Origin of the sequence: Streptomyces sp. NPDC058620 (assembly GCF_042717135.1) — a bacterium.
Taxonomy (GTDB): Bacteria; Actinomycetota; Actinomycetes; order Streptomycetales; family Streptomycetaceae; genus Streptomyces.
On the sequence record NZ_JBHXQO010000001.1, the window covers coordinates 386807 to 411091 of the forward strand.

28 protein-coding genes, 2 pseudogenes and 1 riboswitch are annotated in these 24285 nt (G+C 70.6%); of the genes and pseudogenes, 8 read left to right on the forward strand and 22 right to left on the reverse strand.

Annotated features, from left to right (window positions below; genetic code table 11):
• Nucleotides 1-2: 2 nt before the first annotated feature.
• The 4 genes from ACFWSK_RS01675 (at nucleotide 3) to lepB (ending at nucleotide 2106) form a co-directional block, all read left to right on the forward strand.
• On the forward strand, nucleotides 3-236 hold the full coding sequence (locus ACFWSK_RS01675; RefSeq protein WP_383780474.1) for a hypothetical protein: 234 nt from the start codon (nucleotides 3-5) through the stop codon (nucleotides 234-236).
• A gap of 56 nt (nucleotides 237-292) precedes the next feature.
• Nucleotides 293-802: a DUF664 domain-containing protein gene (locus ACFWSK_RS01680; RefSeq protein WP_383780476.1), complete on the forward strand. Its 510-nt coding sequence runs from the start codon at nucleotides 293-295 to the stop codon at nucleotides 800-802.
• 147 nt (nucleotides 803-949) lie between these two features.
• A complete protein-coding gene (locus ACFWSK_RS01685) occupies nucleotides 950-1267 on the forward strand; it encodes a hypothetical protein (protein WP_383780479.1) in 318 nt (105 codons plus the stop codon).
• A gap of 146 nt (nucleotides 1268-1413) precedes the next feature.
• Nucleotides 1414-2106, forward strand: coding sequence for a signal peptidase I (gene lepB, locus ACFWSK_RS01690; protein ID WP_383780482.1), 693 nt, complete (start codon nucleotides 1414-1416; stop codon nucleotides 2104-2106).
• 110 nt (nucleotides 2107-2216) lie between these two features.
• Here the strand turns inward: lepB and ACFWSK_RS01695 are convergent, their stop codons facing one another.
• From ACFWSK_RS01695 to ACFWSK_RS01715, 5 genes are all read right to left on the reverse strand, one after another.
• Nucleotides 2217-2489 carry an HPr family phosphocarrier protein gene (locus tag ACFWSK_RS01695; RefSeq protein WP_383780484.1) on the reverse strand — a complete coding sequence of 91 codons (273 nt, stop codon included), beginning with the start codon at nucleotides 2487-2489 and terminating at the stop codon, nucleotides 2217-2219.
• A gap of 71 nt (nucleotides 2490-2560) precedes the next feature.
• Entirely contained in the window at nucleotides 2561-4561 is a 2001-nt protein-coding gene (locus ACFWSK_RS01700; protein ID WP_383780486.1) for a fructose-specific PTS transporter subunit EIIC, read from the reverse strand.
• A gap of 82 nt (nucleotides 4562-4643) precedes the next feature.
• Complete coding sequence (pfkB, locus tag ACFWSK_RS01705) at nucleotides 4644-5591, reverse strand: 1-phosphofructokinase (protein ID WP_383780488.1); 948 nt, start codon at nucleotides 5589-5591, stop codon at nucleotides 4644-4646.
• The gene (locus ACFWSK_RS01710) at nucleotides 5588-6349 is read right to left on the reverse strand and encodes a DeoR/GlpR family DNA-binding transcription regulator (protein WP_383780794.1); all 762 of its coding nucleotides are present in this window, start codon (nucleotides 6347-6349) and stop codon (nucleotides 5588-5590) included. The genes pfkB and ACFWSK_RS01710 overlap by 4 nt, the downstream gene beginning before the upstream one ends.
• Before the next feature lie 231 nt (nucleotides 6350-6580).
• Nucleotides 6581-6829: a DUF6296 family protein gene (locus ACFWSK_RS01715; protein ID WP_383780490.1), complete on the reverse strand. Its 249-nt coding sequence runs from the start codon at nucleotides 6827-6829 to the stop codon at nucleotides 6581-6583.
• A gap of 186 nt (nucleotides 6830-7015) precedes the next feature.
• Here ACFWSK_RS01715 and ACFWSK_RS01720 point away from each other — a divergent pair, with 186 nt between their 5' ends.
• A complete protein-coding gene (locus tag ACFWSK_RS01720; RefSeq protein WP_383780493.1) occupies nucleotides 7016-7906 on the forward strand; it encodes a PepSY domain-containing protein in 891 nt (296 codons plus the stop codon).
• Between the two features lie 89 nt (nucleotides 7907-7995).
• Here ACFWSK_RS01720 and ACFWSK_RS01725 read toward each other — a convergent pair whose 3' ends face one another.
• From ACFWSK_RS01725 to ACFWSK_RS01735, 3 genes are all read right to left on the reverse strand, one after another.
• A complete protein-coding gene (locus ACFWSK_RS01725) occupies nucleotides 7996-8496 on the reverse strand; it encodes a GNAT family N-acetyltransferase (protein ID WP_383780496.1) in 501 nt (166 codons plus the stop codon).
• 106 nt (nucleotides 8497-8602) lie between these two features.
• On the reverse strand, nucleotides 8603-9421 hold the full coding sequence (locus ACFWSK_RS01730; protein ID WP_383780499.1) for a transglycosylase SLT domain-containing protein: 819 nt from the start codon (nucleotides 9419-9421) through the stop codon (nucleotides 8603-8605).
• Between the two features lie 4 nt (nucleotides 9422-9425).
• Nucleotides 9426-9612, reverse strand: a riboswitch (cyclic di-AMP (ydaO/yuaA leader).
• A gap of 353 nt (nucleotides 9613-9965) precedes the next feature.
• Complete coding sequence (locus ACFWSK_RS01735; RefSeq protein ID WP_383780502.1) at nucleotides 9966-10112, reverse strand: hypothetical protein; 147 nt, start codon at nucleotides 10110-10112, stop codon at nucleotides 9966-9968.
• A gap of 68 nt (nucleotides 10113-10180) precedes the next feature.
• On the opposite strand from ACFWSK_RS01735, the pseudogene ACFWSK_RS01740 reads away from it, so the two are divergent.
• Nucleotides 10181-10270: pseudogene (locus tag ACFWSK_RS01740) on the forward strand (IS630 family transposase); the annotation flags it as partial.
• Nucleotides 10271-10307: 37 nt separating this feature from the next.
• Here the strand turns inward: ACFWSK_RS01740 and ACFWSK_RS01745 are convergent.
• From ACFWSK_RS01745 to ACFWSK_RS01770, 6 genes are all read right to left on the reverse strand, one after another.
• Nucleotides 10308-10730 (reverse strand): DUF6069 family protein, encoded by a 423-nt coding sequence (locus tag ACFWSK_RS01745; RefSeq protein WP_383780504.1) that lies wholly within the window; start codon nucleotides 10728-10730, stop codon nucleotides 10308-10310.
• 178 nt (nucleotides 10731-10908) lie between these two features.
• On the reverse strand, nucleotides 10909-11115 hold the full coding sequence (locus ACFWSK_RS01750; RefSeq protein WP_383780506.1) for a DUF5988 family protein: 207 nt from the start codon (nucleotides 11113-11115) through the stop codon (nucleotides 10909-10911).
• A gap of 111 nt (nucleotides 11116-11226) precedes the next feature.
• Nucleotides 11227-12483, reverse strand: coding sequence for an ATP-binding protein (locus ACFWSK_RS01755; protein ID WP_383780508.1), 1257 nt, complete (start codon nucleotides 12481-12483; stop codon nucleotides 11227-11229).
• Nucleotides 12484-12636: 153 nt separating this feature from the next.
• On the reverse strand, nucleotides 12637-14016 hold the full coding sequence (locus ACFWSK_RS01760) for a cryptochrome/photolyase family protein (RefSeq protein WP_383780511.1): 1380 nt from the start codon (nucleotides 14014-14016) through the stop codon (nucleotides 12637-12639).
• A 73-nt stretch (nucleotides 14017-14089) separates the two neighbouring features.
• Nucleotides 14090-15619, reverse strand: coding sequence for an SDR family oxidoreductase (locus tag ACFWSK_RS01765; RefSeq protein WP_383780513.1), 1530 nt, complete (start codon nucleotides 15617-15619; stop codon nucleotides 14090-14092).
• A 157-nt stretch (nucleotides 15620-15776) separates the two neighbouring features.
• A complete protein-coding gene (locus ACFWSK_RS01770; protein ID WP_383780796.1) occupies nucleotides 15777-16214 on the reverse strand; it encodes an Lrp/AsnC family transcriptional regulator in 438 nt (145 codons plus the stop codon).
• A 108-nt stretch (nucleotides 16215-16322) separates the two neighbouring features.
• On the opposite strand from ACFWSK_RS01770, the gene ACFWSK_RS01775 reads away from it, so the two are divergent.
• Nucleotides 16323-17228, forward strand: a complete 906-nt coding sequence (locus tag ACFWSK_RS01775) for an SMP-30/gluconolactonase/LRE family protein (RefSeq protein ID WP_383780798.1) — start codon at nucleotides 16323-16325, stop codon at nucleotides 17226-17228.
• A gap of 33 nt (nucleotides 17229-17261) precedes the next feature.
• On the opposite strand, the gene ACFWSK_RS01780 is transcribed toward ACFWSK_RS01775, so the two are convergent.
• From ACFWSK_RS01780 to ACFWSK_RS01815, 8 genes and pseudogenes are all read right to left on the reverse strand, one after another.
• A complete protein-coding gene (locus ACFWSK_RS01780) occupies nucleotides 17262-17666 on the reverse strand; it encodes a hypothetical protein (RefSeq protein ID WP_383780516.1) in 405 nt (134 codons plus the stop codon).
• Nucleotides 17667-17689: 23 nt separating this feature from the next.
• Nucleotides 17690-18730 (reverse strand): SPFH domain-containing protein, encoded by a 1041-nt coding sequence (locus ACFWSK_RS01785; protein ID WP_383780518.1) that lies wholly within the window; start codon nucleotides 18728-18730, stop codon nucleotides 17690-17692.
• A 3-nt stretch (nucleotides 18731-18733) separates the two neighbouring features.
• Nucleotides 18734-19165, reverse strand: coding sequence for an NfeD family protein (locus ACFWSK_RS01790; protein WP_383780520.1), 432 nt, complete (start codon nucleotides 19163-19165; stop codon nucleotides 18734-18736).
• Nucleotides 19166-19260: 95 nt separating this feature from the next.
• Nucleotides 19261-19863: a gamma carbonic anhydrase family protein gene (locus tag ACFWSK_RS01795; RefSeq protein WP_383780522.1), complete on the reverse strand. Its 603-nt coding sequence runs from the start codon at nucleotides 19861-19863 to the stop codon at nucleotides 19261-19263.
• Between the two features lie 130 nt (nucleotides 19864-19993).
• Nucleotides 19994-20425: a VOC family protein gene (locus tag ACFWSK_RS01800; RefSeq protein WP_383780524.1), complete on the reverse strand. Its 432-nt coding sequence runs from the start codon at nucleotides 20423-20425 to the stop codon at nucleotides 19994-19996.
• Between the two features lie 233 nt (nucleotides 20426-20658).
• Nucleotides 20659-21435, reverse strand: a complete 777-nt coding sequence (locus tag ACFWSK_RS01805) for a hypothetical protein (RefSeq protein ID WP_383780527.1) — start codon at nucleotides 21433-21435, stop codon at nucleotides 20659-20661.
• A 410-nt stretch (nucleotides 21436-21845) separates the two neighbouring features.
• Nucleotides 21846-22418, reverse strand: coding sequence for a hypothetical protein (locus ACFWSK_RS01810; protein ID WP_383780530.1), 573 nt, complete (start codon nucleotides 22416-22418; stop codon nucleotides 21846-21848).
• A gap of 359 nt (nucleotides 22419-22777) precedes the next feature.
• A pseudogene (locus ACFWSK_RS01815) lies at nucleotides 22778-23182 on the reverse strand (enoyl-[acyl-carrier-protein] reductase FabV); the annotation flags it as partial.
• Nucleotides 23183-23324: 142 nt separating this feature from the next.
• Here ACFWSK_RS01815 and ACFWSK_RS01820 point away from each other — a divergent pair.
• Nucleotides 23325-24227 carry a DNA ligase gene (locus tag ACFWSK_RS01820; protein WP_383780532.1) on the forward strand — a complete coding sequence of 301 codons (903 nt, stop codon included), beginning with the start codon at nucleotides 23325-23327 and terminating at the stop codon, nucleotides 24225-24227.
• Nucleotides 24228-24285 lie beyond the last annotated feature (58 nt).

Consider the following 24285-nt stretch of genomic DNA (forward strand, 5'->3'; position numbering starts at 1 on the left):
CCATGGACCGCCTGCAACTCCGGGCCGCGCTGCGGGCGGCGGGCGTACCCGACGGCTACTACCGCATCGAAGGCGTCCACGAACCGGTCCCCACACCCACCGACTTCCTGTTCCTGCGGAAGGCGCCCGACGCGGTGTGGGAGACCGGGGCGTTCGAGCGCGGCGCCTACGACGTCGTCGCCCGGCACCCGGACGAGCGGACGGCCTGCGCGCACCTGCTGGGGCTGCTCATCTGACGTGCGGGCCGCGTGTCGGGCGCCGGGCGCCGGGAAGCACCGGCCATGGTGGTCCCATGAACACAGCTGGCATCCTGGCCGACGCGTTCGAGCGCATCAGGGAAGCGGTGCACACGGCGGTCGACGGCCTTCCGCCCGACGACCTCAACGCCCGGCTCGACGAGGGGGCGAATTCGATCTCCTGGCTCGTCTGGCACCTCACACGCATCCAGGACGACCACGTCGCGGACGCGGCGGGAACCGAGCAGGTGTGGCTGTCCCAGGGCTGGGCCTCCCGGTTCGGTCTGCCCTTCGCCGAAGACGCGACCGGCTACGGACAGAGCAGTGAACAGGTCGCCGCGGTACGGGTGGACTCGGCCGACCTGCTTCTCGGCTACTACGACGCCGTCCACGAGCAGAGCGTCGGATACATCAGGGGCCTGGACGGCAGGGCACTGGAACGCGTCGTGGACGAGAGCTGGTCACCGCCGGTCACCCTCGGTGTCCGGCTGGTCAGCGTCCTCGCCGACGATCTCCAGCACGCCGGCCAGGCGGCTTTCGTCAGGGGAGCACTGGAGCGCCGGTGAGGCGCCCCGTGTGCCGGACCCGAAGACATGTCGCTTGTCCCTGGGCCGGTAGGCGCGGGGGCACGCCCGTGCACGCTCCGAACCGCGGTGTCATACTCGGAGAAGTCCGCTTGACAGGTTCGTCACTGTCCGAAAGGGCGTCGCGTCATGAGCTGGGCATCGTGGACGACCAGCGGTGTCTTCGCGGGAGCCGGCGGAGTCCGCACCAAAGAAGCAGGCGTCGTGGGCGGCGATCTCACCGTCCATACGACATGGGCCGACGGCGAGGCCGAAGTGGCCGTGCAGTTCAGCGGAGCCTCGGACTGGTTCACCCTGGTCGGCAGCCCCGTGCGCTGCCCGTCCGAAGCGGACAGCAGGGCGTTCCATCAGTCGGTCGTCGAGGCGGTACGGGGCGGTGGCGGCGCGACGGTTCCCGATCCGCATCACACCGAGCCACCCGCGCCCCCGCTGCCCGGCGCTCCGTGAACATACGCCCCTGCATACGCCCCTGACGTACGCCTGAAAGTCCGGTCAACGACCTCATCCGCTCCTTCGCCACAGTGATCACGCCTAGAGTGAGCCGGTGCTGCCCACGCGGGGACAGCGGCGAACACGGGGCGAGGAGCGGCTTGATGGTGCTGACGGGCGCACGGCGGACGAGGACGCGGACGAAGAAGCAGCGCCCCCTGTGGAAGGAACTGCCGGTTCTCATCGGCGTCGCCCTGCTGCTGGCGCTGTTCATCAAGACCTTCCTGCTCCAGGCGTTCTCGATTCCGTCGGAATCCATGCAGAACACGCTCCAGAAGGGCGACCGGGTCCTGGTCGACAAATTGACTCCGTGGTTCGGGTCCGAGCCCGAGCGCGGAGAAGTGATCGTCTTCCACGATCCGTCCGACTGGCTGAGGGGTGTGCCCACCGAGCCCGCCAACGCCTTCCAGAAGGTGCTCGGTTTCGTCGGGGTGATGCCGTCCGCCGAGGAGAAGGACCTCATCAAGCGGGTGATCGGCGTCGCCGGGGACACCGTGGAGTGCAAGGGCGAAGGGCCGGTGAAGGTAAACGGGAAGCCGCTCGACGAGCCCTACGTCTACCCGGGCAACACCGCCTGCAGCACCGATGACGCGGGCCAGTTCAAGGTCACGGTGCCCGACGGCCGGGTCTGGGTGATGGGCGATCACCGTCAGGCGTCCGGGGATTCCCGCTACCACCAGGACGATCCCTACCGCGGCATGGTGCCGGTCGACGAGGTGGTGGGACGCGCGGTGGTGGTCGCCTGGCCGGTGACCCGCTGGGACACACTGCCGGTGCCCGACACCTTCGGCCGCTGATCCATGCCTCTGCCTCCCGGCCGTGAACGGCCGGGAGGCAGAGGCATCACCACAACGGGGCCGAACCGGAAGCCCGGTTCGCCGCGGGCCGGCGTCACCGGCGCGGCGGATCAGACAGTGGCATCCAGATCCCGTGCGAGCAGCGCGGCGAGTTCGTCGACCGCGGCCGTGGCCCCGTCACCGGTGGCCGACAGCACCACGGAATCTCCGTGCTGGGCCGCCAGAGCGAGCACGGAGAGCATGCTGCGGGCGTCGACCGGCTCCTGTCCCTCCCGGCCGATGGTCACCTTGACCGGCTGGCGGGCTGCCGCCTGGACGAACAGCGAGGCCGGGCGGGCGTGCAGTCCGCTGCGGGAACCTACGGCGACGGTGCACTGGTACATGCGATCACTCCTGTGGGGTGGTTACGGAACGGTGGATGCCGGGGAGCCGGACGGGGTGCCGCTCGCCTTGCTCAGGCGGCGACGGGAACCTTCGAGGTGTCGGCCGCCGGTGCGGGGTCCTGCGCGGTGCGGCGCAAGCCCTTGAGGACGACGACCAGCGCGGTCGCCACCGCCGTACCCGCCGCGATCGCCACCAGGTAGAGGAACGGCTGACCGATCAGAGGGACGACGAAGATGCCGCCGTGCGGTGCCCGCAGGGTGCAGCCGAAGGCCATCGACAGGGCGCCGGTGACCGCGCCACCGGCCATCACCGACGGGATCACCCGCAGGGGGTCGGCCGCCGCGAACGGGATGGCGCCCTCGCTGATGAACGACGCGCCCAGTACCCAGGCCGCACGGCCGTTCTCCCGCTCGGTCTTCGTGAACAGCCTGGCGCGCACGGTGGTGGCCAGAGCCATCGCCAGCGGCGGCACCATACCGGCGGCCATGACCGCCGCCATCACCTTGAGGCTGCCGGTCGTCGGGTCGGCGAGCCCGCCGACCGCGAAGGCGTAGGCGACCTTGTTGAGGGGGCCGCCCATGTCGAAGCACATCATCAGGCCGAGCACCATGCCGAGGATGATCGCGTTGGAGCCGGAGAGCCCGTTGAGCCCGTCGGTGAGCGCCTTCTGGAGCGAGGCGATCGGCTTGCCGACGACGACGAACATGAGGAAGCCGACCACCGCCGAGGAGATCAGTGGGATCACCAGCACCGGCATGATGCCGCGCAGGGTGGGATGGACCTTCACCCGCTGGATCGCCATCACCACCGCACCGGCCAGCAGACCGGCGACGAGGCCGCCCAGGAACCCCGCGTCGATGGTCAGCGCGATGGCGCCGCCGACGAACCCGGGGACGAGTGCGGGACGGTCCGCCATGCCGTACGCGATGTAGCCCGCCAGCACGGGGACCAGGAAGCCGAAGGCGGCGCCGCCGATCTGGTTGAGGAGAGCGGCCCAGCTGTCGGCCTCGCCCCACACGAAGTGATCGGCGACGGACTTGGCGTTCGCGATCTCGTAGCCGCCGATGGCGAACGACAGGGCGATCAGGAGTCCGCCCGCCGCGACGAACGGAACCATGTAACTGACGCCGGACATCAGGTACGTACGCAGCCGGACGCCGAAGTGCGTGCTGCCGCCGGTGGACGCGGCGGCGCCCGGCCCCGTACCGCTGTCGTCCGGGACACCGCTGACCTCGCCCCGCTCGGCCTTGCGCCGGGCCTCGGCGATCAGTTCGGCGGGACGGTTGATCCCCGCCTTCACCCCGACGTCGACGATCGGCTTGCCGCCGAACCGGGACTTCTCGCGTACGTCGACGTCGTGCGCCCAGATCACCGCGTCGGCGGCGGCGATGACGGCCGGGTCGAGCCGCTCGAATCCGGCCGAACCCTGCGTCTCGACGCTGAGGGTGATGCCCTCGGCGCGCGCCGCCGCTTCCAGGGACTCGGCGGCCATGTACGTGTGGGCGATGCCCGTGGGGCACGAGGTGACGGCCACGATCCGGAACGGCTCGGGGGTGGCCTCGGCCGATGCTGTCTGCACGGCCCCGCTGGTCTCCGTCTCCTGCGCGGGCTCCTCCGGCGCGGCGGGCGGTGCGTCGCCGCGGATCAGGGCGGCCGCGGCGGCGGCGTCGGTCTCCGCGCGCAGTGCGGAGGTGAAGGCGGCATCCATCAGCCGTCGCGCCAGGCTCGACAGGATGGTGAGGTGGTCGTCGTCGGCCCCGGCGGGCGCCGCTATGAGGAAGATCAGGTCCGCCGGCCCGTCCGGCGCACCGAAGTCGATGCCCTGTCCGCTGCGCCCGAAGGCCAGCGTCGGCGCACTGACGTGCTCGCTGCGGCAGTGCGGGATGCCGATGCCGCCGTCCAGACCGGTCGGCATCTGCGCCTCACGGGCGGCCACGTCGGCGAGGAAGCCGTCGAGGTCGGTGACGCGGCCGGTGGCGACCATCCGCTCGGCGAGCGACCTCGCTGCGGCGTTCTTCGTCTCGGCGGACAGATCGAGGTCGACCAGGTCCGCGGTGATCAGCTCACTCATCGCGGGGCTCCTTGCTCGTGGACCGCCGTGGCGGCGGCCTGGGGGACGTGGGGCTTCGGGCTGGGTCTCAGGGATGCGGACGTCATGGCGCGGGCTCCGTCAGCACGCGGTCCAGGGGGATGTCCGTGGTCGTGACGACCGATGACAGGTCGATGTCGGCCGGTGTCGGCATCACGCTGCCGGGGAGCTGGACCGCCGCCGCGCCGTGCGCGACCGCGGCCGCCAGTGCGGACCTGCCTGCGCCCCCTGCGGCCAGGAAACCGGCGAGCGAGGCGTCGCCGGCCCCGACATTGCTCCGGACGGTGTCCACCCGGGCGCTGCCGAAGTACGTCCCCGAGCCGTCCACCAGCAGTTGTCCGTCGGCTCCGAGGCTGGCCAGTACGGCCTGTGCCCCGCGCCCGCGCAGTTCCTCGGCCGCCTTGACCGCGTCTCCGACCGTCGTGAGAGGCCGCCCGACCGCTTCGGAGAGCTCCTCGGCGTTCGGTTTGATCACATCCGGCCGCTCGCGCAGAGCAGCGAGCAGGGCAGCGCCCGAGCTGTCGAGCGCGATCCGCGCACCGGCCCGGTGACTGCGTGCCACCAGCTCGGCGTACCACTCGGGCGGCAGGCCCCGCGGCAGGCTGCCGCAGCAGGCGATCCAGTCCGTGTCCGACGACCGGGTCCGTACCGTCTCCAGCAGGGTCTCGGCCTCGGACTCCGTGATCTCGGGCCCGGTCGCGTTGACCTTGGTCAGCGTCCCGTCCGGTTCGACGAGGGTGATGTTGACCCGGGTGCTGTCCGCGATCTGCACACCGGCGGCCTCGATCCCGTGCTCACCGAGCAGCCGGGCGAGCAGTGCGCCCTCCGGTCCGCCGAGGGGAGCGACCGCGACCGTGCGGTGGCCGGCCGCCGCCACCGCGCGGGAGACGTTGATGCCCTTGCCGCCGGGGTCGACCCGGTCCCCGGTGGCGCGCAGGACCGCGCCCCGGGTCAGGTCCCGCAGCTCGTAGGTGCGGTCGAGGCTCGGATTGGGGGTGACGGTGAGGATCATGCGCGTACCACTTCCGTGCCCCGGCTCTCGATGGCGAGGGCGTCCTCGGGGCTGAGCCCCGTGTCGGTGATGAGCAGGTCGACGTGGGAGAGATCGCCGAAGCGGGCGAAGTGCTCCTGGCCGAACTTGCCCGAGTCGGCGAGGAGCACGACCCGGCGGGCGGCCGAGATCATGGCGCGCTTCACGGCGGCCTCGGCGAGGTCGGGGGTGGTCAGACCGCCCTCGGCCGAGAAGCCGTTGGTGGCGAGGAGGACGACGTCGGCGTTGATCTCGGCGTAGGCGCTGAGCGCCCAGGCGTCGACGGCCGCTCGCGTACGGTGCCGGACCCGGCCGCCCACGAGGTGCAGCGCGATTCCGGGGTGGTCGGCGAGGCGGGCGGCCACGGGCAGCGCGTGCGTCACCACGGTCAGGGACGACTCGATCGGGAGGGCGGCGGCGAGTCGGGCCGTCGTGGTGCCCGCGTCGATGATCACGTTGCCGTCGACGGGCAGTTCACCCAGAGCGGCGGCGGCGATGCGGTCCTTCTCGTCCGCGGCCACCGCGTCGCGCTCGGCGAGGTCGGGCTCGAAGCCGAGCCGTCCGGCAGGGATCGCGCCGCCGTGCACCCGGCGCAGGAGCCCGGCCCGGTCGAGCGCCTTGAGGTCACGCCGCACGGTCTCGGCTGTCACCTGGAATTCCTCTGCGAGGGAGAGCACGTCGACGCGCCCGCTCTCCTGGGCGAGGCGGAGGATTTCCTGCTGCCGCTCCGGTGCGTACATGTGGTTTCGTATCCGTTTCATGCCCGAGTCTGTGGTTTCGCGCTCAGGTTACGTCTGGGGTACCTGAATGTAAACAGGTTCGGGCAAAGAACGGGCATGAACGGACTTTGGCGCGTCAGGTGTGCAGCACGACAGCTGTGCAGCACGCGCTGTGCAGCACGTCAGCTCCGAGACGCACAGCAGGCCGCGCACCGGGACGCGGGTCGTGTCCCGGTGCGTGTCATGGGCTGCTCAGCGGGTGCGCGGTGCCCCTCCGCTCAGGGGCCGCACCAGCAGGGGGATCCCCGGTACCTGGTGGCCGCCGCTGGCCAGCATGCGAACCTCGCCTCGGTAGCTGATCTCCGCGCGGACGATTCCGGTCTCGTCCTCGTACACCGGGTATCCGCCCGCCCCGGACCGGTCGGTCATCCGGACGACGACCACGTCGTCAGCCGCACCGTGGGTCTGGAATATCAGCTCGTAACTCTCCGGGTAATCCATGAGGGGCCTCCCGACCGGGCGCCGGCGGGAGCCGGTGTCCGTGGCTGTGCCCATCCATTGTTCCGCACCCTCGACCGAGGCGCGCCCGGGGCGGATGGCGGCCAACGGACGGAGCCGCGAGGTCGATCGGGTGACCCGTCCCGTAGGACAACATGACCGGCCGGTGCGGGGGCTAGGGATGCGTGTATGAGCCTTGAATTCCGACGAAAAACCACCGTCTCCCCGCGCGCCCGCCGTCTCCGTACCGCCGCCGGTGCGCTGTGCGCCGTCGTCACCTCCGCGCTGGTCGCGGGCTGCGGGCATGAGGGTGGCGACCAGACAGGGGCGGCTACATCGGAGGCCGCCAAGGTCATCCCGAAGCAGACGACCACTCCCTACGCCAGTCCCTCAGGCAGCCCGACCGGCGGGGCGAAACTGACCGAGGACCAGGCCGAACGCAAGAAGCTCCTCGAAGCCACGAAGGTCACGTTCGACAAGGCGGCCACGACCGCGGTCGGAGCCGTTCCTGACACCAAGCTGGCCGAGCTCGACTTGGAGGGCCTGGACGACGACACCGACCGGCGCACCGACGCGAGCGCGAGCGCTTCGCCGAACGGAAGCGCGAGCCCCGGCGGCACGGCCAGCCCGAGCGGTAGCCCCAGTGGCAGCCCGACCGGAGCGGCCAGCCCCGGTGGAAGTCCGAGTGGCAGCCCCACCGGCAGCGCCTCCCCGAGCGGCAGCCCCACCGGTCCGGTGTGGGTGGCGGAGGTCGTCGAGAAGGACGGGACCGCCCACACCGTCCGTATCGACGCCGTCTCCGGCAAGGTGATCGAGACGGCCGCGGACACCGATCAGGACGCGGCCGACAAGCGTGAGATGGCCGACTGGATCACCAAGGCGAAGCAGACGTCCCAGCAGGCGGCCAAGGTCGCCACGGACAAGCAGAAGGGGAAGGTCACCTCGATCGGCCTGGACACCAACGACGACGACACCCTTGTCTGGGCCGTCGACGTCGTCGCCGCGGACTGGAACAAGAGCGAGTTCGAGGTGGACGCGGCCAGCGGCAAGATCCTCCGCGAGGAGACCGACCGCGACTGACGCGGTCCCCGCGCCGTGGTGGCGGGCCGGATTCCGGCTCGCCACCACCAGCCAGGTGCGGACATCCCGCGCTGTTCCCGTGACCGATGTCAGGGGAGCAGCGCGTCCGCGTCCAGGGGGCGTTCGTAGGAGAGGCCCGGGTGGCCGCCGAGCACGGTCTCGCCGGTGCGTACGAAGCCCGTCCTGGCCAGTACGGCCTGGGAGCCGGCGTTGTCCAGCGTGGTCGAGGCCCGCAGCGCGGTCAGACCGTACTGAGTGACGGCCAGTACGCATACCTGGCGGACGGCGGTCGTGGCCAGGCCCTGCCCGGCGGCCTTCTCGGCGATCCGGTATCCGAGGTCGGCGGAGCCGTCCGCCACGTCCACCAGGTTCACCCGGCCAAGCACCTCGCCGCCCTCGCCCACCAGCACATGGAAATAGCACAGCCCGTCGGCCTGCTCGGCCAGGAGGCTGCTGTGCCGTGCGTCGAACCGTGCGAAGTACTCGTCGCCGCGGTCCGGGACCGAGGCGGCGAAGTAGGCCCGGTTCTCCTGCTCGAAGGCGAGCAGGGCGGCGGCGTGGTCGGGTCTCAGGAGCTGGAGTTCGGGCATGCGTGCGAGTCTTCCATGGTCGGCGCACATGCGGAACTGCCGGGTGGTGAGGGCCTGTCGGACCCTCACCACCCGGCAGTCGTGAACCGCGGCCGGTGCCGGAGTATCAGTAGGCGCCGAAGACGTTGTCGATGGAGCCGTACTTGTCGGCGGCGTAGTTGCACGCCGCGGTGATGTTGGCGACCGGGTCGAAGCTGTCCGTCGACGTACCGGGCACGTGGTACGCCTCGAACGTCGGGTCGATGACCTGGAGAAGGCCCTTGGACGGGGTGCCCGCCGCGGCGTTCGAGTCCCAGTTGTTGACGATCTGCGGGTTGCCCGAGGACTCGCGCATGATGTTGCGGTGGATGCCCTCGTAGGTGCCGGGGATGCCGTGCTCGGCCATGACTGCCAGCGACTCCTTGATCCAGCCGTCGAGGTCGTTCGTGTACGTCGCGGGCTGGGCGGCGGGCGCGGCGGTCTTCGCGGCCAGTGTGCTGGACCGCTCCGAACGGTCCGCGCGGTCGCTGCCCGCAGCCGTGCGGTCGGTGGACGAACCGGAAGCCTTGGCCTCGGACTTGGCGCCAATGGTCAGCTTCAGACCCGGGCGAATAAGCCCAGGATTGTCGCCGATGGCCTTCTCGTTGTCCTTGTAGAGCTTCTGCCAACCGCCATTCAGGGAGTGTCCCTCGGCGATCTTGTGCAGGGAATCACCCTTGATCACGGAATAGCTGGTGATCCCGGCCTTCTGTGCGGTGATTGCCTTGGCAGGAGCGGCTGCCGGCGCACCTGCCTTTTCGGCGGAGAACGATTGCGCGGGCGCGGCGGACGCGGTGGTGGCGCCGATCACCGGAAGGGCGAGAACGGCTCCGCCCGCGGTGATGGCGACGAGACCCCGGGTCAGCGGGCTGGACTTGGTACGACGGTGCTTACCCATCGTGGGCATGGCGAATTCCTCTCCGTCGCCTACGAGGTGAGCTGTCGGGTTCAGGCTGGAGATGCCTGGCCGCAGGTGCATGCGACTTAACCCCAAGCCGTTCCGCATAACGGATCGGCGACTTACCTGGGTCCCCCGCTCCTGCCGGGCGTGGGTGGTCTGGGTTCCCGGACGGCGGCAGGATTCGGCGTTCCATCCGGATTGAGGGTGACCGTAGGCGAGAAAAGCCGAAAGCGACAAGCCCCGAATTCCGGATCACAATTCATTTACAAGATCGATGAACGGGATCGCCGCTGAATTCACCCGGACCGCGGAGTCAACTCTCTTCCCGCAGAAGGGATGCGGGGCACGGATCGGGAAGCTGCCGATCCGTGACGTGACGCTGGCCACTGAGTCCGAAAAGGGCGATTTGCGCGAAGGGGAGTCAGTGCGGTTCGGGTCAAAAGAATGCTATGAGCCATAGAGGACCATTGCCGCTAAAAGTCCGTATTCGCCTTATTTGCTTGGCTTCCGCGCGGCTTGGCCGTTCGGGGTCGGCTGGAACGACCCTCCGTCATCGGCAGGCGGACGCGGCTGCCGTACCGTGCGAGCTGGTCCCACGGCCGGTTGAGGCCGGCGGAACCGTACGGACGCGCGTGACGGTGTCGAGATCGAGGACGTCGACGAGGACCTCCTCGCCCGCGCCGGCCTGCTGGCGCACGATTCCCTCGGGACCGGCGATCGCGCCGGCGCCGATCCCCGCCGGGTCGGCCGCGTTGAGGCTGACACGTCCTGGCCCCCCAACGGTGTGAACGCGCCCGCATCCGAAACGAGAAGGGCATCCGCTGGGGTGGCAGACCACTACCCATCGCCGCCTGACATCCAACCCGGCAAAGGTCGGTTCACGGCCACAGCCCTAGAGGAGCCGGTGGCGGCGGTGGAGCTCCAGAGTGGTGACGACCATCACCCCGAGGGTGATGTGCATCAGGGCCAGGGCGGCGACGGTGCCGCCATCGGCGCCGGACGACAGCGGACCGGCGACCGACAGCAGTGCCAGGCCGCCGCCCAAGTACTGCGCGATCCGCAGGAAGACCAGTTTCCACAGGGACAGCAGCAGGGCGGCGCCCGTCCCGACGACCAGCGGGACGACCGAGGCGCCGATGACGCCCCCGACCGTGATCGGATGCTCTTCGCCGCCGTTGACGATGATGAGCGAGGCATCGGCCAGCTTGGCGACGGCGAGGACGACCAGATTGACGACGACCGCGCAGACCGCCCCGGTGGCCAGCGCCTTCCACCAGGTGAGGCCGGAGCGGTGGACCGGGGGTGCGTCAGACACTGCGGGGCCGGGGTTCTGAACCGTATTGCTCGACATGGGGCTTCTCCGATGTGTGAAGTGCTGCGCCGCCACTGGCCGCCAGTGGTGCGTACGAGTAGCCTCCAACCTGAACCGCGCTTGAGGTCAAGAGCCGTCTGTGCGACATCCCGTGGTACGACGAGAGCAGGCCCGCTGTCGACTAACCGGGTACTTCCGTGCGCTCCCACCATTCGTAGACGGGCAACTGGCCCTCGGAGGTTTCCTTCTGACGGTCGGTCGCCTTGAAGTGTTCGTACCCGCCTCGGAACGGGACCTTGACGTCCGGCCCGGGTCCGGTGACGGAGACGATCCGCTCGGGAAGGTCGTCGGGGCCGCCTTCTAGGGCTGCTTTCGTTGCGTTGGCCATGGGGAAAGTCTGCCCGGAGAGCTGCCCGGCTCCTCCATGACGCGCCGAGGTCACGGCATCGTGCGCCGGAGGGGCAGGGGGCCCGGGATGACGGGCAGCTCCGGTATCGGCTCAGGTGCGGGCGTGCGTGGTGATGTCGGCGGTGAACTCGGCGATGACGGCAGGGGTGACGGTCGGCCGGCACTGGCCGAGGGCGGCGAGATAGTCGTCGGTGTCCGCACCGGCCTCGGCGACGTCGCGTTCGAAGGCGGCCTGGGCCGCGGTCCGGGCCGCGTGCTCGATGTCGGCCGGGGTGAACAGCTCGCTCGCCGCGACCAGCGCGTCCACGTCGACGTCGTCCCGCCGGGCCGAATGGCGTGACCAGATCGCCGCCCGCGCCGCCGCGTCCGGGGTGCCGATCGGCACCAGGTAGTCGAAGCGCCCCGGACGGAGGAAGGCCGGGTCCAGTGAGCGGATGGAGTTGGTGGCGCACACCAGTAGCCGCTCGTCCCGTTCACGGAAGCCGGGGATGAGCTTGAGGAGTTCATTGGTGACGCCGTGCAGGCCGGGCTCCGGGCGCTCTCCGCGTACGGGAGCTATCTCCTCGACCTCGTCGATGAAGACCAGCACCCGTTCCAGTTCCGCGATCCGGGCGAAGGCCGTGCGCAGTGCGGCGGCGAGATTGCCCTCGTCGGCAAGGCGGGACGGCAGCAGTTCGACGAAGGGCCAGCCGAGGCGTGAGGCGATGGCCCGGGCGAAGGTGGTCTTGCCGGTCCCCGGCGGACCGAACAGGGTGATGGCGCGGGGCGGGAGGACCCCGTGCCGGGCCGCACGCTCCGGTTCGGCGAGGGGCATGACGACACGGCGCTCGATGAGGCTCTTCTCCGCCTCCATGCCCGCCACCCTGTCCCACAGATCACCGGACAGCACCCTGCCGCCCAGTTCCTCCAGGAGATCGGCCGGGGTGCCCGTGGCCGGTTCCGCCTTCTCGAAATAGGCGACGGCGGGCCGCCGTGTGTACCCGGCCTTGCGCAGCCCCTCGCCGAGCAGTTCCTCCTCCGCCAGCACGTAGGCGATCCGGCGCACCCGCGCCTCGATCAGCCGGCGTTCGAGCTCCACCAGCAGCGCGCTGGCCAGGCCCCGGCCGCGCCAGGCCGGTTCGATGGCGATCCGCATCACCCAGGCCCGGCCCCCCGACACATGCGCCAGTGCGGCGCCGATGGGCCGCCCGCGGTGGACGGCCACCACCGCGGGCTGGCGGGACGTCAGTGCGCTGATGCACTCGGCGAGGGAGAAGACGGACTCCTGGCCGAGGCCCGCCGTCGTATCGATGAGATGGACTACTGCCGCCAGATCGTCCTCGCGGTAGTCATGGATGAGCCAGTTCACGTGCCGCTCCTCGCCTCGGGGTGGTCCCGGAGACGCTAGATCCCCAGCGGCCGGCCGTCGTGCGCCGTCGAGGACAACACCACGGCCGCAGTCGTACGAAAGGGAAACGGTACGAGCGGTGGATTCCGGGTACGGGGCGGGGCTGCGGGAGCCTCACGCCAGGTCGCGCGCCTCCTTGAACCGGGCGAGCCCCTCCGCCAGTCCCACGACGGGCTCCGGGTAGGCGTACCGGGCCCGCGCCGGGCCGGGCAGCTTCCACGGCTCGTGCACCGCACCGCCCTCGATGCCCGTCAGCTCGGGCACCCAACGGCGCACGTACGTGCCGTCGGGGTCGTACCGCTTGCCCTGGAGTACGGGGTTGAGTACGCGATTGGGCCGGCTGTCCGTGCCCGTTCCCGCCACCCACTGCCAGTTGAGCTGGTTGTTCGCGACATCGCCGTCCACCAGCAGGCGGAGGAAGTGCCGGGCGCCGATCCGCCAGTCGACGTACAGGGTCTTGGCGAGGAAACTCGCGGTGAGCAGGCGTCCGCGGTTGTGCATCCATCCCTCGTGGCGCAGTTGGCGCATGGCGGCGTCCACCACCGGATAACCGGTCCGGCCCTCCTGCCAGGCGGCGATGTCGCCGGCCGCGGACCGCTCGGTGCGCCACCGGTCCCGCCGTGTCCGGTAGTCGGCGTGCGCGGCCGCCGGGCGGGCGGCCATGACCTGGTGGTGGAAGTCCCGCCAGCACAGCTGGCGTACGAAGGCGTCGGCGCCCGCTCCGCCCGTCGTACGGGCCCGGTGGATCAGCTCGACGGGGGAGAGGGTTCCGAAGTGCAGGTCGGGGGAGAGCCGTGAGGTGGCATCGCCCGCCAGATCGTCGTGGCGGTCCTCGTACTCCGCGATCCCGTCGCGGTACCACGCGGCGAACCGCTTCCGTGCCTCGGTCTCGCCACCCCGGGCCAGTCCTTCGGCGACACCCGGCACGGCCGTACGCGAGGGAACGGCCTCCGAGCCGGGACCGCGCGGCACGCGCACCGTGCGGGGGGCCGCGAACACCTCCCGCACGGGCTGCCCGGACCACCGCCGGAAGTACGGCGTGAACACCGCGAAGTGGTCGGAACCCGAACCGGCCGGGGTCAGCGCGCCCGGGGCGACGGCCGTGACCACCGCGTCATGGACGTGCAGTCGGCACCCCTGCGATTCCAGGGCGGTGCGGAGCCCCTCCTCGCGCAGGTGTGCGTACGCGGTGACTCCCGCCGCCAGGTACACGTCCCGGGCCCCCGCCTCGGCGGCCACGCGGCACACCTCCTCGGCCGGCACGCCCGAGCGGATCACCAGACGTCCGCCGCGGTCGCGGAGGCCGGCGTCGAGGTCGGCGAGGCAGTCGGCGAGGAAGGCGCGGCGGTTGGGCACACCGAAGCCCACGTCCGCGATGTGTTCGTCGAGGACGAACAGCGGCACCACCTCGTCCGCCGCCGCGAGTGCCGCGTGCAGGGGCGGATTGTCGTGCAGCCGCAGATTGGAGGTGAACAGGACGACTGCGACGGTCATGGGGGTACCTCTGACAGGAGTCGGAGCGGAACGCTGACACCTTCCGTCCCGCCGCACTCCTTGGTTGCGGCGTTCAGTCAAGTGCCGTGGATTTCACCCGTGTGGGTGCGGCGACCTTGGTGGCCGCGCGCGCGATGTTGCGGGCCATGCCACCGAAGACGACGGCGTGGAAGGGGGACACGCTCCACCAGTAGGCGTGGCCCAGCAGGCCGCGCGGGTGGAACAGGGCACGCTGGCGGTAGTGCGACCGGCCGTCGGCGCCCTTCTCGCAGTACATCTCCAGCCAGGCCAGACCGGGCAGGCGCATCTCCGCGCGCAGCCGCAGCAGGCGCCCCGGCCGGATCTCCTCGACCCGCCAGAAATCCAGCGAGTCCCCCATCCTGAGCCGTTCGGCGTCCCGCCTGCCGCGGCGCAGCCCGACCCCGCCGATCAGCCGGTCGAGCCAGCCCCGTACGGCCCAGGCCAGCGGGAACGAGTACCAGCCGTGGTCGCCGCCGATGCCCTCGATCACGCGCCAGAGCGCCTCGGGCGGTGCGTCCACCTCGCGTTCCCGCACATCGCTGTACAGGCTTCCGCCCGCCCAGTCGGGGTCCGTGGGCAGCGGATCACTGGGAATGCCGGGGGTCGAGGCCGAGGACCAGCGGGTCGTCACCTTGGCCTCGCGGACCCGCTGCAGGGCGAGAGCGAGCGCGGTGGAGAACGGAAAGGGCTGCCCCGGCCCGTCGGGGACGTACTGGGCGATGTCGTGTTCGTCGCACACCACCTCGTGGCGCAGGGACTCCGCGAGCGGGCGGGCGATCGACCGGGGCACCGGCGTGACCAGCCCGATCCAGTGGCTGGAGAGTCTTGGCGTCAGCATGGGCACCGGCAGGATCAGCCGGTGCGGCAAACCCGCCACCCGCGCGTACTGCTGCATCATGTCGCGGTACGTGATGACGTCGGGGCCGCCGATGTCGAAGGAGCGGTTCACCTCGTCCGGCATCCGCGCACTGCCCACGAGATAGCGCAGTACGTCGCGGACGGCGATCGGCTGAATCCTCGTCGACACCCAACTGGGCGTGACCATGACCGGCAGCCGCTCGGTGAGATAGCGCACCATCTCGAAGGACGCGGACCCCGAGCCGATGATGACGGCGGCACGCAGCGCCGTGGTCGGCACGCCCGAGCCGAGGAGCATTCTGCCCACCTCCGCCCTGGAGCGGAGATGCGGTGACAGTTCTTCCTCGGGGACGTCCGACGGAGTGAGACCGCCGAGGTAGACGATGCGCCGGACACCCGCGGCCCGTGCCTCCCGGCCGAAGGTGCGGGCCGCCTCTCGATCCGTCTCCTCGAAGCCGGAGCCCGTGCCCAGCGCGTGCACGAGGTAGTAGGCGACATCGATGTCCCGCAGGGCCGGGCGGAGCGACTCCGCGTCGGTCACGTCGCCCTTGACGGTCTCCGCCCGGTCGGCCCACGGGTGGTCACGCAGTTTCTCCGGAGTGCGCGCCAGACAGCGCACGCCGTGACCCGCGTCCAGCAGCTCGGGGACGAGGCGGCCGCCGATGTACCCGGTCGCCCCCGTCACCAGGCAGCGCAGCCCGGTCCCGGTGTCCATGCTCTCCATAGCGCCTCCGCTTCGGCTCGTGTCCTTCGTCCACTGTGTCCGCACGGCGGCGGTCCGGCTTCCCGGGGCGTACCCGGGCGCGTCCCGTACTGCGATTTCAGTACATGCGGTGTCCGCAGATGCACGACGACGGCACGGCGTCGGAACCTAGGGACGGTCAGGCCGGGGAGACGGGCCTTTCGAAGAAGGTCTCCAGCGCGACCGTCGCGTGCGTGCCGCTCACGCCCTCGATGGCGTACAGCTGCCGCAGGACCTGTTGCAACTCCTCGGTGGTTGCCGTGCGCACCTTCACCAGGACCGAGGCGGCGCCCGCGATGACGTGCGCTTCCTGGATCCCGGGGATGGCGGCGAAGGCGTCCGCCGAGTCGCCCATCCAGGCCGAGGAGTCGACCATGACGAAGGCGAGCACGCCGCGGCCGAGGGCGGCCGGCTCGACCTCCACCGTCGTACGGCGGATGACGCCGCGCTCGCGCAGCTTGCGTACGCGCTCGTGCGCCGCGCCCGCCGAGAGCCCGACCGCCTTGCCGAGCGCCGCATATGCCTGTGTGGCGTCGCGCTGGAGCTCCGCGATCAGCGCGCGGTCGATAGCGTCCACGGTCCCGTTCGGAGTTCCCATGGTCACACCATATCTGGTTCTGACATATTGAGATCATCCTGAATGTGGTTCGGGAATGTCTGTGAGGGGTGGACTGTGTCCGGCACGATGGTCAACAACCTGTACGAGGTACTGGACGAGCGTTTCCGCACCGGCAGGTGCACCAACGGCGACGTGCGGCTCGAACGGCTCCACGCCGACTGCCGCTGGGCCGAGGGGCCGCTCTACCTGCCTGCCTGGCGGCAGTTGATCTGGAGCGACATCCCCGATGACCGCCTGCTGCGCTGGGACGAGACGACGGGCGCGATCGGCGTCTTCCGTTCCCCCGCGGGGCACGTCAACGGCAACACACTGGACCGCGAGGGCCGGCTGGTGAGCTGCGAGCAGGGAAACCGCCGCGTCACCCGCACCGAGCACGACGGCCGCGTCACCGTGCTCGCCGACCGTTTCGAGGGGAAGCGCCTCAACAGTCCGAACGACGCGGTCGTACGCTCCGACGGCTCGGTCTGGTTCACGGACCCGGACTTCGGGATCACCAGCGACTACGAGGGGTACCGCGCGGAGAGCGAGATCGGCACCTGCGACGTCTACCGGATCGATCCGGTGAGCGGTGAGGTCCGCAGGGTCGCGGACGGTTTCGACGGGCCGAACGGCCTGGTCTTCTCCTCGGACGAAAGGCAGTTGTACGTCGCCGACACGCGAGCCCGGCTGATCCGCGTCTTCGATGTGCGCGCGGATAGCACTCTCTCCGAAGGCAGGGTCTTCGCCGAGCGCACCGACGGCGGCTTCGACAACATCCGTCTGGACGACGGCGGACGGCTGTGGGCCGCCGCGTTCGACGACGGGGTGCACTGCTACGACCCGGACGGCACCCTCATCGGCCGACTGCATGTGCCCGAGCCGGTCTCCAACATCGCTTTCGGTGGACCGAAGAACAACCGGCTCTTCATCACGGCGACGACCTCGCTGTACTCGCTCGTGATGGCGGTTACGGGACTGCCGCGGGTCCGCTGATCCCAGGTCGCGGCAGGCCGGAGGCCCGACCGGTCACAACGGGCGCGGCACGACGACGACTTGGACGTCGTCCTCGTGGACCACGCGCCCCGGTGCGGTCGACCTCAGCGTCTCGCATGCGATGCCGTGGGCCCGGAGCATGGCCGGATACCCGTCGACACGTTCGGGGAGATGCGTCGCCGTCGCCTTGAACCAGGCGGCGGCGGGGTTGACGGCCAGGTCGTGGACCGCCGGGTCCACCGTCGAGGGGTCGGGATGGGCGGCGTCGTACCAGGCGTTGTTGAGGAGACGGAAGCGATCTTCGGCGGTGCTGAGCCGGCCACTGCGACCGAGGTTGTTGACCAGGCCGAACACCCCGGTGAAGTGGCCCCGCTCATTCGGGACGACGGCCTGGAAGCGTACGTACTCCGTCCGGTGGTGGCTCCGCCCGTCAGTCATCGGGCGAGCCTGCCACACCGTCGTCACCGAGGGCCTGTCGAGGGGAGAGGGCCGGCGGAGGCGCCATCGGCCTTCGCCGCGTCGGCGAGGGCCTCGGCCGCGGCCTCGGCGGCCTGTGCCGTGTCGTCGGCGGCGTCGTACGCGGCCTTGTCGTCGGGCGTCCTCTCCCGTGTGGCCGGTGACTGGGGCAGCGCCTCACCGAAGGCCCGGGAGATGCCCTGCAGCGCGGAGGTGACCTCGCTCGGAATCACCCAGAAGGTGCTGCCCTGGCCCTGTGCCAGCTGGGGAAGTGTCTGGAGGTACTGGTAGGCGAGGAGCTTGGGATCGGGATCGTTGCGATGCACGGCCTGGAACACCTCGTCGATGGCCCTGGACTGGCCCTCGGCCTTGAGGATCTCGGCGGTGCGGTTGCCCTCCGCGCGCAGCACGGCGGACTGCTTGTCGCCCTCGGCGGTGAGGATCTGCGCCTGGCGCTGTCCCTCCGCGCCGAGAATCGCGGCCCTCTTGTCCCGCTCGGCCCGCATCTGCTTCTCCATCGCGTCCTTGATCGACTGCGGGGGGTCGATGGCCTTGATCTCCACCCGGTTGACCCGCAGTCCCCATTTGCCGGTGGCTTCGTCCAGCACGCCGCGGAGCTGGCTGTTGATGGTGTCGCGGGAGGTGAGGGTCTGTTCCAGGTCCATCGATCCGACCACGTTGCGCAACGTGGTGACGGTGAGCTGCTCGACCGCCTGGAGGAAGTTCGCGATCTCGTAGGCGGCGGCCCGCGGGTCGGTGACCTGGAAGTAGATGACGGTGTCGATCTCGACGACGAGGTTGTCCTCCGTGATGACCGGTTGCGGCCGGAAGGAAACGACCTGTTCACGCAGGTCGATCGGTGGATGGACGCGGTCGATGTAGGGGACGACGACGTTGAGGCCGGGTTGCAGGGTGCGGTGGTAGCGGCCGAGTCGCTCGACGTTGCGCGCGCGTGCCTGGGGCACGATGCGTACCGCTCGCAGCACGGTGAAGACCGCGATGGCCGCGACGATCAGGCCGGCGATGAGGAAAGCGGAGACTTCCACGGTTCACTCCCGGGGGTAGACGAGCGCGGTCGCGCCGCTGATCTCTATGACGTCGACGGTCGTTCCCGGAGGAATCACCAGCGTCTCGTCATAGGCGCGGGCAGTCCATTCCTCGCCACCGATGCGGACCCTGCCGCCCAGGCCCGTCACCTCGGAGAGGACGTGGGCGGAGCTGCCGACCAGCGCGTCGACGCCGAACCGCTCGGCCTGGGGCTTGCGGACGTGGCGCAACGCGACGGGGCGCAGGAACAGCAGGCCGGCCGCGGCGGCGATGGTGAACACCACGAACTGCAGGGGCAGCGGGAGTCCGGCGGCGGCGAATCCCGCCGTGACCAGGGCGGCCCCGCCCAGCATGCCGAGCGCTGCGGTGAGGGTGGCGATCTCCGCCACGGCCAGCACCGCTGCGGCGATCAACCAGATCAGCCACGGATCCATGAGCAGCCCTCCTCGCCGTTCGGCTGCTGCGTAAAGGGAGGGGTCGGTGAGCCCTTTAGGGTGATTTTACCCATTCCGTGGGCGTGGAGGTGGGGTCAGAGCTGCTTGTCGTCGCCGTGGCGCCCGAGAGCGCGGCCGAAGCGTTCGGAGATGGCCGGCATCAGGCTCTCGCCGTCGGCGGGGCGGTCCAGCCCGAACACATAGCCAGGGAAGTCCAGCTCCTTCTGCACCGCCCAGATGCCGGCGTGGTCGTCCGGCGGGAGGATGCGCACCGGATCGCCGACGGCGACCCAGCCGATCGGGACCGTCGAATCGGCGGGCAGTACGGTACGGAGGTGCACGATCCCGTTGATCCGCACCTCGGACCGGGTCCCGATCCGTGCTCCGTTGAACACACGGCTGCCGGTGGCCAGGAAGACCTCGTTCTCGACCCGGCAGCCGGTCAGACAGGACGTGGGGCCGACCAGGACCTGCCGTCCCAGGGTCAGCGGATCGCGCCGGGTGCCGCGCAGGACCGCGTTCTCCATCACGATGCTGCCCTCGCCCACCTCCACCGGCCCGCCCTCGGCGGTGAGGACCGCCCCGAACAGAACACGGCACCCTGCCCCGACGCGCACATCCCCGCACAAGGTGGCGGTCGGAGCGACGTACGCCGTGGGGTGGACAGTCGGAGAGCGGCCTTCATGAGCGATCAGCATGCCCCGATCCTGCCGCACCGCAGGGTGCTGGCACGGCGTGCTTCCAATGGGCGAGATCCGTGCCTGGAGCGCGGTCGGCCCGGAGCGTTCGGACGGAGCGGCCGGCCAGGCTCGGCCGGCCCGGTTCCGCTCAGCGCTCAGAGAGATCCGACGGGGCTTCCTGGACGACCCAGCCGTTGCCGTCGGGGTCCTCGAAGGACATGAACGAGTTCCAGGTCTCTCCCTTGCCGTCCTCCCATCCCGTGGCACCGACGTGGCGAACGGGGGACACGTCGACGCCGCGCCCCACCAGCTCGGCACGGGCCGCCTCGATGTCGGTGACACAGAGCTGGAGGCCCTGCAGCGTGCCGGGTGCCATCTCCTTCATGCCGGGAGCGGCGGGCATCCCCTTCAGCATCGCGATGGAACAGCGGGAGCCGGGCGGGGTCAGCTGGATGATGCGCATGCCCGGGGCCACCTCGTCGTCGAGGTCCACCTTGAAACCGGCCTTGTCCGCGTAGAACTCCTTCGCGCGGTCCATGTCGGTGACGGGGACCGGGATGACCTCGAGAGTCCAGTTCATGGAAAGTCTCCTCAGTAGTGCCAGAGCGCCTGACAGGACGGATCGCCCCGGACGAGCCGAAGGCCGCACGGAGCGCGACCGCCGGCACGGGGGCCGGGTCCACCGTCTCCCACGGCGGAGTGGTCCCGCACGCCGAACCACCGGATCGCCGCACATTTCCCGGCGTACGCATCCCGCCGCCCCGGCCCGTGACAGCTTGCCCCGGGAGCCGCAGCCGCAGCGCCGTGCGTGGTTCAACCGTTGCCGGACCTCGGCGTCAGGCGGGCTCGCAGTTCGGCTGCGGCGCTGCCGCCCGGGTCGGGCAGTCCGGGGAGCAGAGCCAGGGCCGCGACGAGGAGCTCCCGGGTCGCCCTCGGGTCGTCGCGGACGGCCTGCAAGGCGGCTGCCGCGCGCATCGGGGCCAGCCGGTACCGCCACGCCGGATGAGCGTGTGTCGCGGCGTAGTGCGCCGTCAGGGTCTCAAGCGGAGTCAATGGTCCTCCCGCGCGCCGCAGGAGTGCTGCAAGACCCACCTGACCGACCATCGCGCAGATGTCGTCCGGGTCGGCCCCGTTGCGGTGGTGAGCGTCGCGTACCTGGTACACCACCGTGTAGACCAGTCGGCGTTCGCGGTCCGTGCACGGGCTCGGGAGCGGTACGTCCCGCCAGAACTCCTCGACCGCGCGCGGCGTGATCTCGGGGCGCCGCCGGGCGTCGGCAGGTGTGGTGGCGACGGCCAGCCGGACGGCACCGAGGGCGACTGCGTCCTCGGAGAACCTGCGTACGTACCGCAGCGCCTCGGCGGTGCCCGGTTCCGCCTCGCGGGCGGCGCTGCGGACCTGCCCGATCGTCGGCCCGTCGGTCCATGCGAACGTCCACGCACCCGTGGAGGGGGAGTGTTCCGCCCGGATCGTCCCGGCGCTCCCGGTGATCCCGTCGATCCTGGCGGCCAGTCGGCGAAGCCGCGTCGCGTGGCCGGGTTCCGTGGCTTCGGGTTCCGTGGGTTCGGACCCGGCGGGTTCGGAGGTCAACTGCCGTGTCCTTCGCCCCGTGGACAGCCGCAACGGTTTCGAAGCGTAGGAATGTGGGGCAACTGTCGAGCCACATCGCGAACGGTCATGCCGACATCTCACCAGACACCACTGTCAGCGGGCCGGGGCGCCGCCGACCCCGGGGGTGTACCGGTCACCCCCGAGCGGCGGGGGAAACCCCCAGGGAGCATGGGCCCGTCTCCCGGATGGTTCGGCTCGATCGGGACCACGTCGGGCCCGGGCGCCCCCGACGTGCCGTGCGCGGACGGGCCGGGGCTCTACAGCATCGTGCCCGCGTACACGGGGTGGATCCGGAAGACGATCGGCCGAACGGCTGACGGTCCCTCCATCGCGGCATCTGCCTCCGGGCAGGTGCCGTTCGGGCGGGTCGGGGGAGCCGGTGAGCCGGGTCAGGCGGCGTAGGCGGACACGGTCAGCGTCTCGGCGAGGACTCGCCAGAGTCCCCAGGCACCCACCCGGCTCGCGATATTGCACAGCCTCTTCTCCGTGCACCGGGCGGGTTCGTTCTGCCAGGCGCTGACGACCAGATAGTGGAAGCCCAGGTTCCGGGTGAACGCGAAGCGGATGTGCAGACCGGCGCCGAGATCGTGCCCCGGCAGGGTGGCGATCTGCAGATGGGCGTCGGCGATGTGCTCCACCCGCACAGGATTCGTGCCCAGCAGGTCGCACTCGTCGTGCGTACGGATCCGATCCGGGCAGCCACCACTCACCGGGAACAGCCAGAAGTTGCCGGTGAGCTGTTCGCGTACGTCGTGCGGGCTGGTGAAGGGGTGGAGGCCCAGGGAGTAGCTGTACCGGTAGAGGCCGTTCGGCCCGCCTCCGCGCTCCGGTGCGGCGGTGCGCGCCGCGGCGTACGAGCTCGGTGGCGACACCGCGAGGACGAGCGCCGTACCGAGTACGCAGATCAGCACGGCACGGGCCGCCGGGCGGGTGAGCGCCTGCACGAGCCGGTTGAGCAGCACACCTGGAAGCTATGCGCCCCGGAGCGATACGGCATCCCGGCCCGGGCCGACCCGGCGACGCGGCAGTAGCCAGGCGACGTCAGCGCGGCTGGGGGCCTGTGGAAGGACTACGTCCACTGGCCCGAGTGTGATCTTTGGGCCAGGTAGCCGATCGGCCGCAGTCAGTGGGAAGGGGCTGCGACGGCACAGCACTGGAACCGCTTCTCCGCGTCCATCGCGTGTGCCCGGCAAACCAGGGACGACTTTCCACCCGCGTCCGCTGCACAGCGTGTACTTCGCTCCCCACCTCGTGAAGCTCGGCGGCGGTCGGTCCCCGCTGCTTGTCGGTCAACGGCGGTCGCGGGCGTTCGTGGCGCGGGTCAGATGCTGGGAGTGGGCCAGGGGACGTCGGTTTCGACGGCGGCGGTGTAGTCGACGCCGGGTACGGAGAAGCCGTAGGGGCGGCGGACTTCGTCGCTGAACCAGTCGAGGTCGGCGAGTTCGGTGATGGTGTCGCTGGTGGCGGTGCTCCAGCGTTCGGCGACGGCGTTCTGTACGGCGGGGTCGAGTTCCCAGGTGTCGAGGCGGACCCGGCCCGCGTCGTCGAGGTCGAGGGGGCGGGCGCCGGTCAGCTGGTCCCACAGGTCCACCAGCTGGCCGATCGGGGCCACCATGGCGTCGCCGAGGACGCCGCGTAGCAGCCCGACGTACAGGGCGATGCCGGGGATGGCGGTGGAGGACTGCGTGACGGCAGCGGCGTTGACCGAGGACACGGCCCGGCCGCCATGGGCAGCGACCAGTTCGGTGACGATGAAGTGCGCCACGGGCGGCCGGGCCTCACCACATGCCTGCGGCTGTCCCGGTGACAGAACTCCGCCGACTGCGCGCCTGACCGGCTCGGCGTACCCAGGGGCCGAACCTGACCAAATGGATGAGAGCTCGTCGGCCGTGGTCCTTCGCCCACCGGTCGATGTCATGCGCCCCCGGCCCGCGGACGAGATCCCCGGTCAGCACGGTGTGGCCGGGGGGTTGCAGTACTCCCTCAAGCTCGACGGGTTCCGGGCCCTCGCCTTCGTCCTGGACGGGGGGAGAGCCGTTCTGCAGTCGCGTTCGCGGCGGGACCTCTCCAGGGAGTTCCCGGAGATCAGTGCGTACCTGTCCGAGCATCTGCCGCCCGGGCTCGTGCTCGACGGTGAACTCTGCGCCTACCGTGAAGGGCGCCTGAGTTTCACCGATCTGCTCAGGTCCCACAGTGACCGGGTGCGGCTGGGCGTTCCGGTGTCGTACATCGCCTTCGATGTCCTGGCCGTGCCCGGTCAGGACATCAGGGCTCTGCCGCTGCGGGAGCGCTGGGAGTTGCTCGGGGCCGCGCTGCAGGATGCCGGGCCGCCCCTGCAGCGCGTACTGGCCACGCAGGACGAGGAGACGGCCCGCGAGTGGTTCCGGGACCTGAGAGCGGTGGGAGTCGAGGGCATCGTGGCGAAGGCGCTGAACTCGCCCTATCGAGCCGGCGGGACGTGGAGCTGGCGCAAGATCCGGCACTCCGACACGGCGGACGGCCTGCTGATCGGTGTCTTCGGCCCGGCGGAGCGGCCCCAGTCACTCCTCGTCCTGCTTCCCGACGAACGAACCGTGAAGACGTCGCCCCGCCTGCCCGCAACGCAGTCGCGCCAGGTCGGCGAGCTGGTGCGTGGCCGCCTGGGAGAGCTGACGGACGACGTCGACCACGGGCCCGTGCGCATGCTGGACCAGCCGCTTCCCGTGGAGCTGCGCCAGGCTGCCGGGCGTCATGAGACCGCGAGGTTCGTACGGGTTCGGTCGGAGGGCTGAACGCACGGGGACCGGCGGCGGCCCGAGCCCACGGCAGGGCATGCCGAAGGCCCGAGCC

Coding starts and splice junctions, on each gene's coding strand:
- ACFWSK_RS01715 (WP_383780490.1), bottom strand. CDS start 6,829: ATGGATTACCCGGAGAGTTACGAGCTGATATTCCAGACCCACGGTGCG.
- ACFWSK_RS01800 (WP_383780524.1), bottom strand. CDS start 20,425: ATGAACTGGACTCTCGAGGTCATCCCGGTCCCCGTCACCGACATGGAC.
- ACFWSK_RS01710 (WP_383780794.1), bottom strand. CDS start 6,349: ATGTACGCACCGGAGCGGCAGCAGGAAATCCTCCGCCTCGCCCAGGAG.
- ACFWSK_RS01780 (WP_383780516.1), bottom strand. CDS start 17,666: ATGACTGACGGGCGGAGCCACCACCGGACGGAGTACGTACGCTTCCAG.
- ACFWSK_RS01775 (WP_383780798.1), top strand. CDS start 16,323: ATGGTCAACAACCTGTACGAGGTACTGGACGAGCGTTTCCGCACCGGC.
- ACFWSK_RS01675 (WP_383780474.1), top strand. CDS start 3: ATGGACCGCCTGCAACTCCGGGCCGCGCTGCGGGCGGCGGGCGTACCC.
- ACFWSK_RS01700 (WP_383780486.1), bottom strand. CDS start 4,561: ATGAGTGAGCTGATCACCGCGGACCTGGTCGACCTCGATCTGTCCGCC.
- ACFWSK_RS01820 (WP_383780532.1), top strand. CDS start 23,325: ATGGATGAGAGCTCGTCGGCCGTGGTCCTTCGCCCACCGGTCGATGTC.
- ACFWSK_RS01765 (WP_383780513.1), bottom strand. CDS start 15,619: ATGGAGAGCATGGACACCGGGACCGGGCTGCGCTGCCTGGTGACGGGG.
- ACFWSK_RS01750 (WP_383780506.1), bottom strand. CDS start 11,115: ATGGCCAACGCAACGAAAGCAGCCCTAGAAGGCGGCCCCGACGACCTT.
- ACFWSK_RS01695 (WP_383780484.1), bottom strand. CDS start 2,489: ATGTACCAGTGCACCGTCGCCGTAGGTTCCCGCAGCGGACTGCACGCC.
- lepB (WP_383780482.1), top strand. CDS start 1,414: ATGGTGCTGACGGGCGCACGGCGGACGAGGACGCGGACGAAGAAGCAG.
- ACFWSK_RS01680 (WP_383780476.1), top strand. CDS start 293: ATGAACACAGCTGGCATCCTGGCCGACGCGTTCGAGCGCATCAGGGAA.
- ACFWSK_RS01725 (WP_383780496.1), bottom strand. CDS start 8,496: ATGCCCGAACTCCAGCTCCTGAGACCCGACCACGCCGCCGCCCTGCTC.
- ACFWSK_RS01790 (WP_383780520.1), bottom strand. CDS start 19,165: ATGGATCCGTGGCTGATCTGGTTGATCGCCGCAGCGGTGCTGGCCGTG.
- ACFWSK_RS01730 (WP_383780499.1), bottom strand. CDS start 9,421: ATGCCCACGATGGGTAAGCACCGTCGTACCAAGTCCAGCCCGCTGACC.
- pfkB (WP_383780488.1), bottom strand. CDS start 5,591: ATGATCCTCACCGTCACCCCCAATCCGAGCCTCGACCGCACCTACGAG.
- ACFWSK_RS01760 (WP_383780511.1), bottom strand. CDS start 14,016: ATGACCGTCGCAGTCGTCCTGTTCACCTCCAATCTGCGGCTGCACGAC.
- ACFWSK_RS01795 (WP_383780522.1), bottom strand. CDS start 19,863: ATGCTGATCGCTCATGAAGGCCGCTCTCCGACTGTCCACCCCACGGCG.
- ACFWSK_RS01685 (WP_383780479.1), top strand. CDS start 950: ATGAGCTGGGCATCGTGGACGACCAGCGGTGTCTTCGCGGGAGCCGGC.
- ACFWSK_RS01720 (WP_383780493.1), top strand. CDS start 7,016: ATGAGCCTTGAATTCCGACGAAAAACCACCGTCTCCCCGCGCGCCCGC.